The sequence below is a fragment of the Endozoicomonas sp. ALE010 genome, from assembly GCF_049310165.1.
Classification (GTDB): domain Bacteria; phylum Pseudomonadota; class Gammaproteobacteria; order Pseudomonadales; family Endozoicomonadaceae; genus Endozoicomonas.
In genome coordinates this window covers 26,368-44,332 of the sequence record NZ_JBLYNV010000007.1, presented here as the reverse complement: position 1 = coordinate 44,332, position 17,965 = coordinate 26,368, and the positions used below count along the sequence as shown (strand labels likewise).

17 protein-coding genes are annotated in these 17,965 nt (G+C 48.9%); 7 read left to right on the top strand and 10 right to left on the bottom strand.

What is annotated here, in order from left to right:
• The first annotated feature begins 311 nt into the window (after nt 1–311).
• The 3 genes from hemB (at nt 312) to ACO6UY_RS05125 (ending at nt 4,831) form a co-directional block, all read left to right on the top strand.
• Nucleotides 312–1,319, top strand: coding sequence for a porphobilinogen synthase (gene hemB, locus ACO6UY_RS05135; protein WP_422449805.1), 1,008 nt, complete (start codon nt 312–314; stop codon nt 1,317–1,319).
• Nucleotides 1,320–1,541: 222 nt separating this feature from the next.
• Complete coding sequence (gene ppk1 / locus ACO6UY_RS05130; protein ID WP_422449804.1) at nt 1,542–3,731, top strand: polyphosphate kinase 1; 2,190 nt, start codon at nt 1,542–1,544, stop codon at nt 3,729–3,731.
• A gap of 455 nt (nt 3,732–4,186) precedes the next feature.
• Entirely contained in the window at nt 4,187–4,831 is a 645-nt protein-coding gene (locus ACO6UY_RS05125; RefSeq protein WP_422449803.1) for a hypothetical protein, read from the top strand.
• Nucleotides 4,832–5,084: 253 nt separating this feature from the next.
• On the opposite strand, the gene ACO6UY_RS05120 is transcribed toward ACO6UY_RS05125, so the two are convergent.
• Nucleotides 5,085–5,933 (bottom strand): carbon-nitrogen hydrolase family protein, encoded by an 849-nt coding sequence (locus ACO6UY_RS05120; RefSeq protein WP_422489269.1) that lies wholly within the window; start codon nt 5,931–5,933, stop codon nt 5,085–5,087.
• An 83-nt stretch (nt 5,934–6,016) separates the two neighbouring features.
• Here ACO6UY_RS05120 and ACO6UY_RS05115 point away from each other — a divergent pair, with 83 nt between their 5' ends.
• A complete protein-coding gene (locus ACO6UY_RS05115) occupies nt 6,017–6,802 on the top strand; it encodes an NRDE family protein (RefSeq protein ID WP_422449801.1) in 786 nt (261 codons plus the stop codon).
• Nucleotides 6,803–6,843: 41 nt separating this feature from the next.
• Nucleotides 6,844–7,269, top strand: a complete 426-nt coding sequence (locus tag ACO6UY_RS05110; protein WP_422467887.1) for a hypothetical protein — start codon at nt 6,844–6,846, stop codon at nt 7,267–7,269.
• A 240-nt stretch (nt 7,270–7,509) separates the two neighbouring features.
• Here the strand turns inward: ACO6UY_RS05110 and ruvX are convergent, their stop codons facing one another.
• The 4 genes from ruvX to gshB form a co-directional block, all read right to left on the bottom strand.
• Nucleotides 7,510–7,959, bottom strand: coding sequence for a Holliday junction resolvase RuvX (gene ruvX / locus ACO6UY_RS05105; protein WP_422449799.1), 450 nt, complete (start codon nt 7,957–7,959; stop codon nt 7,510–7,512).
• An 18-nt stretch (nt 7,960–7,977) separates the two neighbouring features.
• Nucleotides 7,978–8,550: a YqgE/AlgH family protein gene (locus tag ACO6UY_RS05100; RefSeq protein ID WP_422449798.1), complete on the bottom strand. Its 573-nt coding sequence runs from the start codon at nt 8,548–8,550 to the stop codon at nt 7,978–7,980.
• A 71-nt stretch (nt 8,551–8,621) separates the two neighbouring features.
• Complete coding sequence (locus ACO6UY_RS05095) at nt 8,622–9,512, bottom strand: energy transducer TonB (RefSeq protein WP_422449797.1); 891 nt, start codon at nt 9,510–9,512, stop codon at nt 8,622–8,624.
• Between the two features lie 160 nt (nt 9,513–9,672).
• Nucleotides 9,673–10,605, bottom strand: a complete 933-nt coding sequence (gene gshB, locus ACO6UY_RS05090; RefSeq protein WP_422450541.1) for a glutathione synthase — start codon at nt 10,603–10,605, stop codon at nt 9,673–9,675.
• Between the two features lie 537 nt (nt 10,606–11,142).
• Here gshB and traF point away from each other — a divergent pair.
• Complete coding sequence (gene traF / locus ACO6UY_RS05085; protein WP_422449796.1) at nt 11,143–12,303, top strand: conjugal transfer protein TraF; 1,161 nt, start codon at nt 11,143–11,145, stop codon at nt 12,301–12,303.
• A gap of 112 nt (nt 12,304–12,415) precedes the next feature.
• Here the strand turns inward: traF and ACO6UY_RS05080 are convergent, their stop codons facing one another.
• Genes ACO6UY_RS05080 through ACO6UY_RS05070 form a run of 3 tightly spaced genes read right to left on the bottom strand, consistent with a single transcriptional unit; the run spans nt 12,416 to nt 15,442 of the window.
• On the bottom strand, nt 12,416–14,200 hold the full coding sequence (locus tag ACO6UY_RS05080; RefSeq protein WP_422489267.1) for a hypothetical protein: 1,785 nt from the start codon (nt 14,198–14,200) through the stop codon (nt 12,416–12,418).
• Nucleotides 14,201–14,258: 58 nt separating this feature from the next.
• A complete protein-coding gene (locus ACO6UY_RS05075; RefSeq protein ID WP_422489265.1) occupies nt 14,259–14,975 on the bottom strand; it encodes a hypothetical protein in 717 nt (238 codons plus the stop codon).
• Nucleotides 14,972–15,442, bottom strand: a complete 471-nt coding sequence (locus ACO6UY_RS05070; RefSeq protein WP_422489263.1) for a hypothetical protein — start codon at nt 15,440–15,442, stop codon at nt 14,972–14,974. Before ACO6UY_RS05070 ends, ACO6UY_RS05075 begins: the two co-directional genes overlap by 4 nt.
• 422 nt (nt 15,443–15,864) lie before the next feature.
• Between ACO6UY_RS05070 and ACO6UY_RS05065 the strand changes: the two genes are divergently transcribed.
• Complete coding sequence (locus ACO6UY_RS05065; RefSeq protein ID WP_422489261.1) at nt 15,865–17,004, top strand: hypothetical protein; 1,140 nt, start codon at nt 15,865–15,867, stop codon at nt 17,002–17,004.
• On the opposite strand, the gene ACO6UY_RS05060 is transcribed toward ACO6UY_RS05065, so the two are convergent.
• Entirely contained in the window at nt 16,997–17,536 is a 540-nt protein-coding gene (locus ACO6UY_RS05060) for a phosphatidylserine decarboxylase (protein WP_422489259.1), read from the bottom strand. The two genes, ACO6UY_RS05065 and ACO6UY_RS05060, sit on opposite strands and share 8 nt — an antisense overlap.
• Before the next feature lie 81 nt (nt 17,537–17,617).
• Nucleotides 17,618–17,797, bottom strand: a complete 180-nt coding sequence (locus ACO6UY_RS05055) for a hypothetical protein (RefSeq protein WP_422449792.1) — start codon at nt 17,795–17,797, stop codon at nt 17,618–17,620.
• Between the last annotated feature and the right edge of the window lie 168 nt (nt 17,798–17,965).

Below are 17,965 nucleotides of genomic sequence, written 5' to 3'. Positions count from 1 at the left end.
ACATCTGTTTGATACGACAATCCCTGCAAAATCATACGTTTTTTCCCGTATAATGCCAGCCATTATTGTCAAATTAGAAACTGTGGCTGTTTGGCCTGTTGACGCTTCGTTGCGACCCGGCCCTTATACCAACTCCACCTTCTAAATATGAACTGCGCAGCCATTTTGAACCGCTGGATCTTCGTTGGAATTCCTCGCAATAGCCCTGCTATTACTCGTCATTCCGCCTTGCCCAGCGGTCCAAAATGACTTGCTCGTTATCATATTTAGAAGGTGGAATTGGTATTACAACCTCAAAAGGATAAAGAAGTATGATTCATCGCCCTTTTCCTGCTGCCCGCCCAAGACGGATGCGCTACAACGACTTCTCCCGCCGTCTGATGCGCGAAAGTCAGCTTTCCGTGGACAACCTGATTTATCCACTGTTTATTGTGGACGGTGATCAGCAGCGCCAGGCCGTTGCGTCCATGCCCGGTGTTGAGCGCCTCAGCATTGATTTACTGCTTGAGGAAGCCGCTGAGCTGGTGGCGCTGGGCATTCCGGCCATTGCCTTGTTTCCCGTAACACCCGCTGACAGGAAGTCTGAGCTGGCGGAAGAAGCCTGGAACCCACAAGGCCTTGCCCAGCGCGCGGTTCGAGCGCTGAAAAACCAGTTCCCGGAGCTGGGTGTGATTACCGATGTCGCACTGGATCCCTTTACTTCCCACGGTCTTGATGGCCTGACCAATAAAGAGGGTTATGTGGTCAATGATGAAACGGTTGAGGCTCTGGTCCGTCAGGCCCTGTCCCACGCCGAAGCCGGCGCAGACATTGTGGCCCCGTCAGACATGATGGATGGCCGGATTGGTGCCATCCGCCAGCGCCTGGAAGAAGAAGGCCATATCAATACCCGCATTCTGGCTTACTCAGCCAAATATGCCTCCAATTACTACGGCCCGTTCCGGGATGCGGTGGACTCGGCCGGTAACCTCGGCAAAAGCAATAAGTTCAGTTTTCAGATGGACTTTGCCAACAGTGATGAGGCAATCCACGAGGTGGCTGCCGACCTGGCAGAGGGTGCCGATATGGTGATGGTAAAACCAGGCATGCCCTACCTGGATATTGTTCGCCGGGTTAAGGATGAATTCAAGGTCCCGGTCTTTGCCTACCAGGTCAGTGGTGAATACGCCATGCACAAGGCAGCGGCGGCCAATGGCTGGCTTAATGGCGATGCCGTGATGCTGGAATCCCTGATGTGTTTTCGCAGGGCCGGTGCGGATGCCATTCTGACCTATTTTGCCAAGGATGCGGCAAGAGCGCTCCGTAAAATGAACTCTTGATAAAACAGGTAAACGTTCATGCAGGGAGTAGTCTTTATTATTTCTGTTAGAATAAAATGAATAATGCGACATTCTCCCTGCCCTATTACTTCCGCTCCGAGAGTCGCCTGTTCACCGGGCCATTGGTTGAATATCTGACAAACGTCACTGACAGGATCCATGACAAAAGCCACTGAAACCGGTCATCATAAGCCAGTGCTATTTTGCTGAGAAAGAGGTCATATGGATACCCCCCAACAGTCGGATGTTCAGGAAACCCGGGCCCAATCATCTGAGCTTGCCGAGCCAATGGCCAGCAAGCCCCCAAAGGTCAGTGATTATCAGAACCCTGACTATTACATTAATCGTGAACTCAGCCATCTGGCGTTTAATTTCCGGGTGCTGCAGCAGGCGTTAAACGAAGAGTACCCGCTGTTGGAGCGCTTCCGGTTTCTGCTGATTTTCAGCTCCAACCTCGATGAATATTTTGAAATCCGGGTCGCGGGCCTGATGCAGCAGATCGACTTCTCCCGTGAGCAGGTGGGCCTCGATGGCATGGGACCACAGCAGGTCCTGAAAGAGATCAGCCAGAAGGCCAAAGAATACGTTGCTCTGCAATACCAGATATTGAATGAAAGCCTGTTACCTTCTCTGAGAAAAGAGGGTATTCGCTTTCTGCGCCGCAATGAGCTGACGGAAAAGCAGCAGACATGGATCAAGCGCTTCTTCTACCATGAAGTGATGCCCATTATCAGCCCTATCGGGCTGGACCCTGCCCATCCGTTCCCAAGGCTGGCGAACAAGCTGCTCTGCTTTATTGTCTCTCTGGAAGGCAAAGATGCTTTTGGCCGTGATACCGGTATGGCCATTATCCCGGCACCCCGGTCGTTACCCCGTATTGTCAAAATGCCTGAAGATATCTGTGATGGCCGGGAGAATGATTATGTATTTCTCTCTTCGATTATCCATCGCCATGTCAGCGACCTGTTCCCCGGCATGGATATCAAAGGCTGTTATCAGTTCCGACTGACCCGTAACAGTGACCTGGATCTCGAAGATGAGGTTGAAGACCTGGCCAAGGCACTGCAGGGCGAACTGCTCTCCCGTCGCTATGGTAAAGCGGTACGACTGGAAGTAGCCGACAACTGCCCACAACCGCTGGTGGATTTTCTACTTAATGAATTTGGTTTGACCAATGAAGACGTTTACCAGGTCAGTGGACCGGTCAACCTGACTCGCATGATGTCCATCTGCGACACCAATGACAAACCGGGCCTGGTCTTCCCGCCGTTTACCCCCGGCTACCCAAAAGGCCTGCACAGTAAACGGAAGCACAGCAACAACGTACTGGATCTGGTGGCCAAACAGGACATCCTGCTCCACCACCCCTTTGAGTCATTCACTCCGGTAGTGGATATGCTCCGTCAGGCCGCCAAAGACCCTGATGTCCTGGCCATTCGGCAGACGCTGTACCGCACCGGTGCTCACTCAGAAATGGTGGATGCCCTGGTAGAAGCCGCCAGGCAGGGTAAAGAGGTGACGGTTGTGGTAGAGATCCGAGCCCGGTTTGATGAAGAGGAAAACCTGGCCCTGGCCCGTCGCCTGCAGGAAGCAGGGGCCGTCGTCGTATACGGTGTCGTCGGCTATAAAACCCATGCCAAAATGATGTTGATTGTTCGTCGTGAAGGTCGGCATATTCAGCGTTATGCTCACCTTGGCACCGGTAACTATCACGCTGGCAATGCCCGTCTCTATACCGATTACAGCCTGCTGACCTGTGACAAGATACTGACCAACGACGTTCATAAAATCTTCCAGCAGCTGACCGGGATGGGACGTGCGGTTCGTGTCCGTAAGCTGTTCCACGCGCCTTTCACGCTGAAGAAGAGCCTGATTGATCTGATCAACCAGGAAACCAGTAACGCCAAAGAGGGAAAACAGGCCCGGATCATCATCAAAATCAACTCACTCACTGAGTCTCATATCATTAAGGCGTTGTTCAAAGCGTCTCAGGCCGGTGTTGAGGTGGATCTGATCGTTCGGGGCATCTGCTGCCTGAGGCCCGGCATTGAAGGGCTGTCGGAAAATATCCGCGTACGCTCCATTGTCGGACGGTTTCTTGAGCACACCCGTATCTACTACTTTGAAAATGGCGACGATGACGCACTGGTCTACTGTTCCAGTGCGGATGCCATGATCCGAAATCTGGACATGCGTATTGAGACCTGCTTCCCCATTGAAGACCCGAAACTGGCCGCTCGCATCAAAAAAGAATTGGACTACTACCTCTCCGATAACACCCGCAGCTGGCAGCTGCAAAGTGACGGTGAGTATGAGAAAAACCGGCCGGTCCGGAGTCAGCGCCGACGTAATGCCCAGGAACGGTTGATGGATGCGTTGGCGATTATTGCTAACAAGCCGTCTACTGATTAAGACGCTGTTATTTGATAACTTTGGCATTTTAGTAAGCGCCACCCGCTATCCGAAAAAGACAGGTCACTTGTGCTTTTGCGGATAGCGAGCCAGTACATGGTTTCAATGAGTTTGACGTGTACGATCTCCGTTCACCCTGAGCGGAGTCGAAGGGTGCTTGGCACGATCTATCAGAATCCGGAGTTTCCGACTTTAGGCCGTATGGGTCCTTCGACAGGCTTCAGGATGAACGGGGTGTACGGGTATTAACGCTTCTCTGCACTAGTTCTATGTAATTACCCCTCTCTGGTCGTAGTTCAGGACTTACCCCTACTTTATAGCCAATCTTCCCTTCATATTCTTTTATCACTGACAATTTTTAAGAAGTGTTTGAATTATTTCCTGAGAATTGACTCTATTTCTAAGCCACTACGCTACACGACTGAGATATATCAATATTTTATGAGATTCCTGAAATGCACAACTTAAATTATCGAGCCGATGTCAATCAGAGTCGATCATCAAGGCTGGCTGAACTCGAGCAAAAGTTTGATAAGAATAACTCCTCACAAAATAAAACCAGGGCGTTTTCCAGCCGCACATGTGTTGTTGCGCTGGCTGTCGGTTCAGCAATAGCCACTATGGGAGCACTGTATTATTTGGCTAGCAGCCAAAGCAGTGTTCAACCGTCGTCATTAAGTGAACGATTAATTACTCCAGGATGCCTTAATACCGACCAATTCACCTATTTTACCGGTATACATCCCTTCAATGACAATGACAATGACAATGATATTTATTGCACTTACACTGATAAAACCCTGCCCGAACAGATGGCAGAATTAGTCGATCACGGAATCATTAGCGTAATTGAGCACGCAGGAAACATAATTTACCATGGTGCAAAGAACACCTTTGAATGTATCAATCAAGGGCTTACCTGGCGACAGTATATTGATGAATCTGTGTGCGTTAGTATGGATGCAGGTACTTGTAGTTCTCTTGGTGGATATACTTCTACAGGTAGCAGTATATGTTCGCCGGCAATTGACCTTCAAAGTTCTGCCAGTAAATTATGCAGTAGAGATCTTGTGGAGCTGTGTAAATGGCAGAACTCTTAGGGTGGACATTAAGCTTACCCCTCCATTTTCAATGGCTTTTGAATGGAACCACGAAGGACACCAAGAGCACGGAGGAAAAGAAAATCTCTTCTTCGTGCTCTTGGTGTCCTTCGTGGTTCCATCTTTAACTTCCCGAAGAGGGGAGTAGATGCTTAATGTCTACCCTAAGTAGCAGAACTAGTAGGCTTATTATGCTCCGAGAATAGACTGCCCCTTTTTTGCCACAGAGTCACAGAGGAAAAGATTTTTTCTTTCATCCGTGCCTCCGTGACTCCGAGGCAAGTTTTTTTCTATCCAGGATGAGTCTGCGGTGGTTTAAGCAAGGCATTCGCCGACGAACTCTCGCCAGTTCATCCAGATCCAGTTCTGCCATAATCACCGCAGCCCCTTCTGCAGGGGCTTGTGCCAGAATATCCCCCCAGGGTGAAATGATCATACTGTGGCCATAGGTCTGTCGGCCATCAGGGTGGGTACCCGCCTGATTGGCTGCCAACACATAACATTGGTTTTCAATCGCCCTGGCTCTCAACAGCACTTCCCAATGGGCTGCACCGGTTACTTTTGTGAAGGCAGAAGGTACGGTTAATATGGTTGCCCCCTGCGCCACCAGAGTGCGAAATAACTCGGGAAAGCGAAGGTCATAACAAATTGACAGGCCAATCGTTGCCTCACCAATATCCACCAGCCCTAACCCGGCTCCGGGGATAAAATCATCGGATTCTCTATACCGACCTTTACTGTCAGATACCTCGACATCAAACAGGTGCATTTTGTTGTAGCAGGTGACTTCATCCCCTGCGGGGCTATACACAAGACATGAGGCATGGTTGCGCCCGTCACTAATATCCCGCACAGGTACTGAACCGCCCACAAGCCAGCTACCCAATGTTCTGGCTGTTGATGCCATCCATTCCCTTATTTCATCCGCTTGCAGAGCCGCTTCAGCCTGGGGGCCTCCAAGCATGGCAAAGCATTCGGGTAATACAATAATGTCTATTTGCTGTTGTTGATAAGCCGTTAACTGACTTTCAATATCCGCAAGATTTTTTGCCACAACCCGGCCCGAGCAAACCTGAACCACCGCCGCCTTGAGTCTACTCATTATTATTTGCCTGTGCTTTTTCGCTGGATGGATGATAATTTATTTCTCGCGTGACTTCATAACACCACAAGATCGTCAACAACATGTGCCTTATAGTTTTTTCATGGCAGCCTGATAGCCAGTATCCACTGATTCTGGCGGCCAATCGAGATGAATTTTATCAACGCCCGACACAGGCAACCGACTTCTGGAACGATTCGCCCGATGTCTTTGGAGGCCGGGACCTGGAAGCTGGCGGCAGCTGGCTGGCCATTAACAAAAATGGCCGCTTTGCTGCCGTTACCAACTACAGGGAAGTTCCCAGCCCTGCTGGCTTATATTCCAGGGGGGCGCTGGTGGCCAACTTTGTCACAGGTTCCCAGTCGGCATCTGACTATTTACAGGCGGTTCAGCAACAGAGCGATAAATGGTCAGGGTTCAATCTCCTGACTATGGATTCAACCGGCCTTTATTACTTGAGCAACCGCGCAAAAGACCACAGTATTGCTCCTCTCCCCCCCGGGATCTATGGTTTGAGCAACCACCTGCTGGACACACCATGGCCAAAGCTTATGAGAGCACGTACTGGCTTTACCAGGGCAATCAAAGAGTCCATCCCCCCCGTTAGCAAACAGCTTATTGAACTGATGCACGATAATTATCAACCACCGGAGGAACAATTACCGGATACCGGGGTCAGCAAAGAGGTAGAAAAACTGATTTCCAGCTGCTTTATTGCCAGTAAAGAGTACGGTACCCGCAATACCAGCGTATTGATGATTGATCATCACCATCAGCTGCAATGGGTGGAACAGGAGTACCTGCCGGAAGGCGCTGTCGGTGAACAGCGTCAGTTCAAATTCACACTGGAGCAGAATCAGCTAAGCTAGTACATCAATTGCAAGTTGCCCGATTGAACTAAGGATTTCCTATGCTTAACCGCTTTCGCCCGTTACTGCTTCTCTCTTTGTTGGCACTGCCGATCAGTACCCTGGCTATCGATAACTGGATAGCCGTTGGTTCAGCGAAAGCCAGGGTCAGTGAAAATACCTTAACCATTTTTCCCCAGATGGAAGAGTCCTACAGCAAGCTTCGTTTCCATATATCCAATGGCGATATCATCTTGCGTCAGGCTCGTATCTATCTGGCTAAAGGTGAGGTATTTCATATCAACCTGCAAAAAACCATTCGAGGTAAAAGAAATGGTGATGAGGTACAGGATTACTCAAGGACAGTGCCACTGAGCAGTTCACAGCAGAGCCCACTGGCGAAGATCAAGGTATTCTATAAATTCAAACAGCAGCAATTGGCAACCCAGCCGGTCATTGTTGAGCTGCTTGGTGTGCCTGTAACCTGAGATGGGAATAAGCGCTGCCCGTAAAAGACAGATTGCTTGCGCCTTTGCGGGAAGCGACCTTAGGAGCTGTCCTGAAATAATTTCCACATTTCTGGGTTTCAAAACTACGTTCGTCCTGAGTGCTGAGCTTGTCGAAGTATCGAAGGATGAACGGAGATCGAGTTCAAAATGTGGAAATTATTTCGGGACAATTCCTTAACAAGCCTCAGTCAAATGCGGAACTTATTGCGAGACAATGTCTTAATGACTCATAAGATGTTCATTCTGAGGATCATTCAGCCAGGCTTCCAGGATAATCTGGGCGGCCATGGCATCCACAGGGTTTGATCCGTAATGCCCTTTATGGCCAAGCTTGCTGGCCCATTCTTTGGCCTCAAAAGACGTCAGTCGTTCATCCGCTGGATAAAATGGCAGGTTGAAGCGTCCATGAATCCGGTTACCAAACTTTCTGGCGCGGCGCGACATGTCGGATTCTGAGCCATCCATATTCAATGGAATACCGACGACAATGGCATCGGGTTTCCACTCCATGATCAGGGCTTCAACCTGGCTCCAGTCCGGGATTCCATCTTTTGCTTTTAACGATGGCAGGGCGGAGGCGGTTCGGGTAATCACCTGCCCGGCCGCAACACCAATGTTACGGGTTCCGAAGTCAAAACCCAGTACGGTACTTAATTTCTTAGCGGTCATTGCTTTTTCAAAAGAAACTTATGCATGGCCAACCTGATCAGAAATCAGGTTGATATTGACACCCAGTGTACTGGCAGCGGCACTCAGTCTCAGGTGGTAAGGAGTATCGAAAACAATGGATGGATGGGCCTCACAGGTCAGCCAGACATTCTCGGAAATTTCCTTTTCCAGCTGACCCGCGCCCCAGCCTGCATACCCAAGAGCCACCAGTGCCTGCCTCGGACCTTTGCCTTTTGCCATGGCCACCAGTACATCGGTTGATGTCGCCAGTTGCAGCCCGGGGCATATCTGCAAGCTGGCATCCCAGCTGGATTCCCCTGAATTCAGCACAAAACCCCTCTCCTGGGATACCGGGCCTCCAGAGTATACCGCATGCTGACTCACGCCTGACTGCTCATGGTGATCAATGCCAATCTGTCGGAATATCTCGCTCATCGGCAGAGTGCTTGGTCGGTTCACCACAATGCCCAGGGCACCTTCCGGGCTGTGCTCACAGATAATGGTCAGCGTTTCAGCAAAAGAAGGGTCGGCCATGCCGGGCATGGCAAGAAGAAAGTGACTTTTGAAATTCTGGAAAGGGACACTGCTCATAGCGGCAGTATCAGGGTAAAGGGCATTTATGGCAAGTCTTGATACCTATATTCCCGCAATACAACAGGCCTTTACTGACTGAACAGTCGATCCCCCGGCTCAAAGCGCCAGGTACGTATGATCTCGACGATATCATAGCTCTTAAGCGTGTCGTCAAATGGGGCAAAGGGCGAAGCCATTCTGACAATGCGCACCGCAGCATCGTCCAGAACCCGATAACCCGATGAATCCAGTATCTCAACATTGGACAATGTGCCATCCCGGTTGATGGCAACCATCAAGCGCAGCTCGCCATAGAGCTTCTGCTTACGTGCCTTTTCCGGGTAGTTGATGTTGCCCACTTTCTCAACCTTCCGCCGCCAGGACTCTTTGTAAAATGCCCCGGCTTCCTGCAGGGTTGAGGCCGCTGTCAGCCTTTTGATACGAGGGCGTTTGGCAAACTCCTGGCGCTGCTGATGGAACTGGGCTTCAAGGCTGGCAATTTCATTTTTCAGGTCAATGTGCTTGCGTGGCTTGTCTTTTTCAACGGCAATAGGCTCTTGCTTTTCACGGTCATCGGTTGCCGAAACTTGCTGCTGGCTCTTTGCCCTGGTGGTAATACGGGTCTGTTCTGTCACGGCTTGCTCTGGTTGAGCCGCGGTTTGTGACTGTGGCTTGACTTCCTTGATGGTGTCTTCCTGAAACTGTGCCTGCTGGTCACTGGAGGGCAATGCTTTTTCATCCAGAGTACCGCTGCCCTGTTGATTGATCTGGGCCAGGTAGTCGGCTTCTTTGGGTTTCTCTTTGCTTTGATAGCTGGCCAGAGTCACTTCCAGGGTTGGCGGTGGGGCAGGCTTGTCATTAAAGCTAAACGTTATCCCCAGCACGATCAGAACGTGCAGAGCCCCCGCCATAAAAAGGGTAAAACCCAAACGGTCTGCCGTCGATACTGCTGCTGATGAAATGGTCGCTGGCTGAGTCATAGCTTTCTGATTACTGCTTTCCCTGGTAAAGCCCGATGGCAGAGCCGTCCTGATTACTACAATTGAGCCCTTCTATCAAAGGGCTCCCGGGAGCCTGTCGGACTTAAGACTATAGGCAAGATTCTGCTGGAAAAAAACAGTCTATAGAATAATCGTCTGGTCAGGGCCTGGCCTTGAGTTTTTCCTCGATCTTATCCATCAACTGACCGGCGATATTGAGTTTAAACTGGTTGTCCAGCTCACGGATACAGGTTGGTGAGGTAACATTGATTTCTGTGAGGTAGTCGCCAATAACATCCAGCCCGACAAAGATCAGGCCTTTCTTGCGCAGCTCGGGCCCTACCTGACGGGCAATCCACAGATCCCGCTCACTCAGGGGGCGTCCTTCACCGGTACCGCCTGCGGCCAGGTTGCCCCGGAGTTCTCCGTTAGCAGGAATGCGCGCCAGGCAGTACGGGACGGGTTCCCCATCGATCATCAGGATGCGCTTGTCACCGGATTTAATATCCGGGATAAACTTTTGAATCATGGCCTGATGCTGGCCCATTTCCGTCAGGGTTTCCAGGATCACGCTTAAGTTCGGATCATCTGGCCGGGTCCGGAAAATAGAACTGCCGCCCATGCCATCCAGTGGCTTCAGCACCACATCACCATGTTCTGCCGCAAACTCTTTCAGCAGCCTTGGACTGCGGGAAACCATCACCGGGGGCGTGCACTGTGGAAACAGTGTGGCAAACATTTTTTCGTTGCAGTCACGGATACTGCGGGGGTTATTCACAATCAGAGTACCTGCCGCCTGAGCCTGCTCCAGCAGATAAGTGCTGTAAATGAATTCCATATCAAAGGGCGGGTCCTTGCGCATCAGGATGACATCCAGCGCATCCAGCGGCATCTCACAGCGCTCATCCAGGGCAAACCAGTTTTCAGGATCAGCATTGACGGTTAACGGCTTAACGCTGCCCATGGCAACACCTTCTTTCTGATAAAGGTCGGCCTGTTCCATGTAAAACAGCTGCCAGCCTTTCTGACTGGCCGCCAGCAGCATGGCAAGGGAGCTGTCTTTTTTGTAATTGATGGAGGCAATAGGATCCATCACAATGCCGAGTTTCAACGCTTTCACAATATATACCTTTTATACTATCCAGCAGGATTCAGGTTAACTTCTCTATTTCCAAACATCATGAACATAAAGACATTGCGTTTCAGTGTCTGCTGAGCGTTATTGCTATGAACTTTTTGGCGAGTTGTACTGTCAGACAAGCAACGAAAAATAATCGAGTGGTACTGGCCGCTGATGGGTTCACATATTGCTCAAAATACGCTGAACAGTCAATCACTGCGGCTGACAGCGCCTTATTTACCGCATGAGCTAACCATTCTGCAAAATCTTATTATTGGCGATACAAAAATAAATAATTTACATTTTGAATCTATTACCAGAAGCCAGATCACTAAAGAAATATAAAAATCATTTTTACTGGTTGAGTACTAATGCTGAGTCGTTTTTATAAAAGACCAATGCCGAGTCCATTGCTTTTATTCAACCATCAATAACCTGCCAATACTCTTTGTGGCGTGATAGTCTGGTAATAACGGACAACAATAAAACTAACAAAGCAGGGAGCATTTCATGAAACTTCACAAAATAGCCGTTGCGACCACAGCCGTCTTTCTCTCCGGAGCTGCTCAGGCATTTGATGCCAGGACAATAGCTCAAGGTGGAGCTGGAGTGGCTGTCGGGGATTACACACACCATATTCTAAACCCTGCGCATTTGGCGTCCTTTGATCAGGATGATGATCTTGGTGTGAATCTTGGTTTTGGCGTGCTTTTACAGGATAAAGATGATCTGGTCGACACAGCCGACAAAGCATCTGATGCCGTGAATGCACTTGATGACCTGACCGGTAATTATCAGGCAAAGGCGCAACTGGCTCTGGACTCTTTAGATAACCTGGCCAATAAATACCTGAGCGTCGAAGCTGGAGGGAATGGATTTATTGCTATTCCAAACAGTGTTATGCCAGCAAGCCTGTATGTGACCAGTGTACTGAAAATGTCGGCAGGCGTTGGTGAGATTAGCACTGACGACAGGGATGATATACAAGATGCCATAACCGACGGTAATAGCAGTGCTGTAACGGTCGATGATCTGGAAACTCAGGTTGAAGCCAGCGCCGTAATGACTGTTGACGTTGGTATCGCTGTCGCCAATGAAGTAAGCACCGAATTGCCTGGCAAGTTGAATGTTGGTGGAGTGCTCAAATACCAGCAAATAACATTGATCGACTACAGTGAGGCAGTTGCGGCATTCGATGATAATGCTCTGCTGGATACAGAGTCCAGTCACAGTAACTTCAATATCGACCTTGGAGCCGCCTATCAACTGAATAATATACTGTCTTTTGGTCTTACGGCGAAAAACCTGATTGGCAAAACCTATAAGTCAAAAGACTCAACCTCTGAATATAAGGTAAAGCCTGAGTTAACGGCTGGTGTGGGTGTGGATTACGGTATCGCGTCCATAATGGGTGACCTGCAGCTCACCTCGACCGGTGGCTACGGCGCTGTTCAGGAGAATCGCTATGCAAGTCTGGGCATTACCCTGGACTTCTGGGAGCATGCACGCCTCTCGGCTGGTTATCGGACTGACCTTGAAGATAATTCAGGGAATGTACTGACAGCCGGTGTCGGCTTGTCGCCATGGGATTTGTTTGGTCTGAATGTGGCAGTTATGGTGGGCGAGGATAATACCTACGGCGGTGCGTTGCAATTCAGTGCAAAATTCTAAGGCAGGGCCGCAATTTACCATAACAACATGTGAAAGGATGAACCCGGGGAAATGCCACAGACGTACACGCTCGTGTAACTTCTGTGGCATTTTTGACAACTAATGAAATATATCAAGGCATAATTACAGCGGACGTTTGTATGAAACTACTCCCCCGTCGTTTAGGGGCAGGGCCGGTATTTTGGCGACCGGCGTCATTATCAGGCTCGGCGCGTTGCCTTTTGCGTCGTTTTGGCACCATTCGGTAAAAGACTCGCCCTTCATGGTCATCAGCCACCACCGCAAGCTCACGCTCATTCAGTATCTTAGCGCCGACACAGTCCGGTTGTTTGAGTATCTGCTCCAGCTCAGATTGTCGCGGCGTGCCAATGGCAGGCAGGATGCCCTTCTGTTGCAGTCGCCTGATCTCTGCCTTAAAAGCCCTGCCGGTAGCTGACGATAGCCATTTTGTTTCCAGGCTGGGCAGTTCCTCGGCAACGACAATAACCTTTTCCTTCAGGGTCATGGTGGGTAACCGAACTTGCCGCAGCTCCTGCTCATTGTGCAGCTTTCGGTAGGCACCGGCGAAGCCGATACCCGGGTCCCAGCAATCAGGTGCTCTGGTACTATCCTTGTGCCTGGAATGCTCCGCAAAGCAGGGCTGGACCCCGGCTTTTTGCGCGATAACGAGCCGCACCAGGTCATCCAGACTTTCGCGCAGGCACATATAAGGCTCGGGTGCCCGTTCAATCCGTAACCGTCGTTTATCGTTATCAACCGACAGGCCGTATTTACGTGAGAACGGGTTGTCATGGGTGTGATGATGCCAGCCCCCGGTGATGCTGGCCAGATTCCGGAACGTCAACAGTGCTGCCTGGATCAGCTGCGTGAACTCTGGATGATTGACCACGCCCAGCAGCTCAATGGCTTCCGGGTGAAAATAGCCGTCATTGAGGGCTGCAGCAGTCAATTTTGCTGAACCCGGTGTCCGGTTAATTGCGGGAAAGTCGGGCCTGGGCGGAAAGACCCGCATAATATCCACAGTATCTCCGAAACGGAGCACCTGACGCAGTAGTAGCTCATCTTCCGGGCACTGGTCATCGGCGGTGAAGGGTTCCTGCACCGGGTGCATTTTATTACTGTTTTTATTGCGCAGCGCATCGGCCACCAGGGTAATCAGCGGCACGGGGTACTGCTGCAACTCACTCATATCGCGCAGAAACAGTTCGGCGGCACGCAGCTCTTCATTTTCTTTGGCTGCAACTTCAGCGACAGCGTCGTGGTACAACTCGGCAATCGGCAGTAACTCTTGCAGCAGCTGATGCTGCTTCAGTAATTTTTTGAAGGGCAGGTGAAAGTCGGTGAGTATCTCCAGCAGAAATTCAGTGGCCAGTTGCGTACGCAGGGCATGGTCCAGACCATGGAAATGACGATGACAGGGATTTAACCCCGTAGCGATGATGGCTTTTGCCTGACTTGGATGGGGACTCTGATAGTAGTGCTGGCCAGCCTCCCGGGTAAGCGCCCGATAGCGCCCCATGCGTTGAGACTCCCGTTGATCAAAGATCGGCGGTGTGGCCAGCAACGCCTCCAGCCAGTCGCGGCTGAAATCCTTGTCCGGTGAGCGGTTGATAGCCCTGCACCTGTCTATTAAGTACAGTTCATCCTGATAAAAGATAGCTCCTTCATGTGATCGACTAATGGTAGATGATATACAGCGTACATAGCTCCATAACTCCTTATCATTGTAACGCTGGGTAGACAGGCCCTTTTCCAGTACCTGCTTCAGGGCCAGGCCGCTGGCTTTTTTATCCAGATAAAATGATGTGTAAAGTTCATCACTGAAGATTTGCCGGCACTGTCGTTGAACCCGGCCGACAGGGTGCCGCTGCTCCAGGACTCTTGCCAGATTATTCACCAACTTGCGAAATCGCTCCAGGATTTTATCAGGATCAGTAACAATCCACTTGGTGGAATTAGAAACGATTTGCCATAACGTCTCGTAACGTATGATCTTGATAGGTAAAAACGGGATTATAAGTCAATTGATCCATGAGTGTTGTCGGTAAGCCGATGCTGTCAATCAATTCATCATCTATTTCTGACAGCATGGTAACGGCTTTGTCGGCTTCCAGATTAACAATGGCCTGCTTGATACTTTCCATATTTATGGGTTGAGGTGTATTTGCTACAGCAGTCACACTTTCGGGGATATTGTTCATCAATAGCTGCAAGAAGCGCTTATAGCCTGCGTGAGCCAGCAAATTACAGAGTTTGCGTTCTTCGTCAAGGGATCGGGTGTAGCGAGTAAATACTCGGGCGTTGTCTGCTATTTTTTTGAGCAGAGTACCATTAAGTTCCACCGGTGGCAGCAATCCCCCCCGAAAGCTGTCGTACAGAAAAATAACAATGGGCTTTGGCATTTGACCAGCATCATCATCGAACTCAAGGAGTAAAATTTTCTCCATAAACTTGGCAATATTAATAAAACACTGCTCCCTTCTGAAATCCAGCAGGTATCCGCAATGGGTCTGGTCAAAGTTATATGGGCAGATGATCTCCGGGTAGTCGTTAGCATTCTCAACCTTTTGCAATAATGGCTGATGCAGTAAATAACCATCAAGACTGACATGGCCTGAGGAGCAAGCCACGAATAATGATTCATCCCGGCATTCCATTGTTTTATCTTTCAATGTGGCAAAGTCGGTAATTTTTTTAAGCCTGCCTCAATCGTTTCGCCTTTTTTGTCAGTCGAGCCGTCCCGTTTATATGCCCACTTCATAATGCCGTCAGCAATCGGTTTATGAACGGTTACCACCCCTTTGATCGGGATATCTTTCCATTCATTCAAATCAAAAACCGGCTTTACAAGCACACGTTTACTGCCAGGGAACAGGCAGCTGAATGGCCTGAATTTTATTGCCCTGGTATTAATTCTTGTTCTTTCAGCCAATATTTTATTTACATCAACAACACGTATAGTCAAGCCAAGGTTACGATAAAATGATGAAACCAGGGTGGCGGCTTCAGATTCACCATGGCATAAATATTCCGTATATTTTCTGGAGTTAATCCCGTTAGCATCTTCTACTGATGACAGAGCATTGCCATCCGTTGCGGTATTAACCAGTTGAAAGTTTGCCTTAACAGGTAGAGACATAACAATACATACAATCTCGAATGATAATATTTTCTACTTATCGGAATTTGAAAAAGCAGATTAATTGGTTGATGCCTTGTCGGCAGGTTTGAGGCGGATGATAATTAGTTAAGTCCGAAAAGGCAATGAATGGAGCTGTTTTAAAGGTGAACGCTGGTAATAAATTAGAATTTGAAAATCATTCCAATTACCAGATTTCATGAGGAAAGTAATGAATCTCCATACTACACTGTCTTTATTTGTGTATTTGAAGCCATCTGTATTTAGCATTCCCTGATGTTTAATGGTTGTAAAAAAGTAGAAGTGCTTCAATTATTTACCAGGATAAGTCACTATTATTTTCATTTAGTTGTACTTTTTGGTCCGGAACTGATTGGTCCAGAACTGACTGATAATCAAATAACTCATTTGGTGGAATTGTTGTGAATATTCGAGCAAGCACATCCTCTCTGACAGAGAGTCATCAGGCCCCTGGTTCAGATAATAATTCTGCGGAGGTTAAAGGTTTAGAAAATATCTCAAGCCCTTCATTCTTCTCAGGGAGAGACGTTGAAGTAACTACTCAAAAAAGGCCGAAAGATTCCACATGCAATCCTCTACCTCTCGTTAAAATCTCTACAACAATGGCAGAAACTGACGTTTTGTCAGGAAAAATTGAGCCGTTACACGTTAAACAACATACGACAGTTTCTTTTCAATCCCCATTGTCATCTTCCGTTGTGTCAGGACAACCGTCACAAATCCCTGCCCGTAAAATGGCCAGCCCTCACTCTTTATTGTTATCACCAAATGAGTTGACCGATCAAATCCGGCTCAAGACCTATGAAGAGTTAAAGGCATGTAAAACCTTACCGGTATTTTATGTTGCCTACCCCCATAGAGCGGTCCGTTTAACTGAGTCAGCAAAACAACGTATGTATGACGATGGCCTCTCTATTGACGACGTGAAAAACGCTCTCCATCTCACCACTGGTAAATCTGCGCTCAATCAAACACCTGACCAGAGTTTTGACCATCTTTATTACATCGCTAATCACAAGGTAATCGTTCATCTTATGAAATATACCGAGGATAATATTTTTAAACGCACTGTATTTAAGCCAGGGATCGACGTGTTTGAATATTTCAATGAACCTAAACAACAATGGTTACCTGCCGAGGCAGTAAGGAGTTTTGATTTTCCTGAACCGTTAATCGACCCAAGATACATTCAGATGGAGGAAATTCTAAGTCTTGGAGCAGGTGGATATGTGCTTATAACGGATGATGAAAAGTATTTAGCCGATAAAGTGGCCGAGTGCTTAACCGGAACTCTCGGCATTATTTGGCATACCCTGCATAGCCCTATGCCTGACAGCGAAAAAGTTGCCTTCCTTAGCGATTTGATCAACCCAGAAACGACGGCACCTTCCCAAGAGGATGATTCGGTCGAATGCAGAGGGATGCAGAACAAACGTCTTTCAGCAACTGAGTTCCTGACACGGATTCGTTACGCTCCCGGAGGTTCTGAATACCAGGCTCTATGTGATAAAAATCCCCACTATAAGGAAGGCACTATTTGATGTCAGGAGCATCGACCCGGGCCAATGCCTCCCCCATCTTGATCGACAGGCCGGGTTGCCAGTTTTCCAGCCACTCAATCTGGTCTTTGCCAAAGAGCACAATCGCAGTGGACCCCAGTTTGAAGCGGCCCAGTTCATCACCACGGCTTAATTCAACCGACTGGCTCCCCTCACCATGGTAGTCTTTCGGGGAGAGGTAAATGGTGGCAAACTTTCCCCCCATAAATTCCTGCCCAAGCTCCAGATCACCACCGAGCAGTTCGACCAGACTGTAGTCATGGCCTTTGGCCTGAAATATTCTGCCGTTCTTGATATCCCCTATCTGACTGATGACACCATCGGCCGGGCTGACAATCATCTCCGGGTCTTCGGGTAAAGGACGGGCTCCCTCCTTTAATGACCGGGTAAAGAAATCGTTAAAGTGGCGGTACTCTTCAGCGCCTTCCCGTTTCGCTTCACTCATATTGACGTGGTAGTGATCGATAGCCCAGCGAATCAGGCCATTTTTGAACCATGGAATCTGGCATTCCACAAAACAGAATTGGTGTCAGGTCTTTCTTTTGTGCATTAAAGTAAGAAGTGTGGGGGCGGGTCTTTGTTTGTACATCAGTAGTTATGATAAACGACATTGGTTTTTCAAAAGAAAGACCTGACCCCAGATTTCGTTCGCCTGCCTGACTGTGCCATGCCTGTATCGCCCACTCCCTGAAGCACCGACATGATCGTCCGGTTGTTTATAATCATTACCGGATATCGTGTGTTTCCAACTTATACCAGCACCGCCTCTATCCATACCTGAATTCAGGATTTTAAAATTATTTCAATTACCAGATTTCATTTGGAAAGTAATGGAGCTCCATACTACACTATGATATTTGATGCATTTGAAGCCATCTGCTCTTAGCATTTCCTGATATTTTCTGGCTGTCAAAAAGCAGAGGTGTTTTAATTTTTTGTCAGG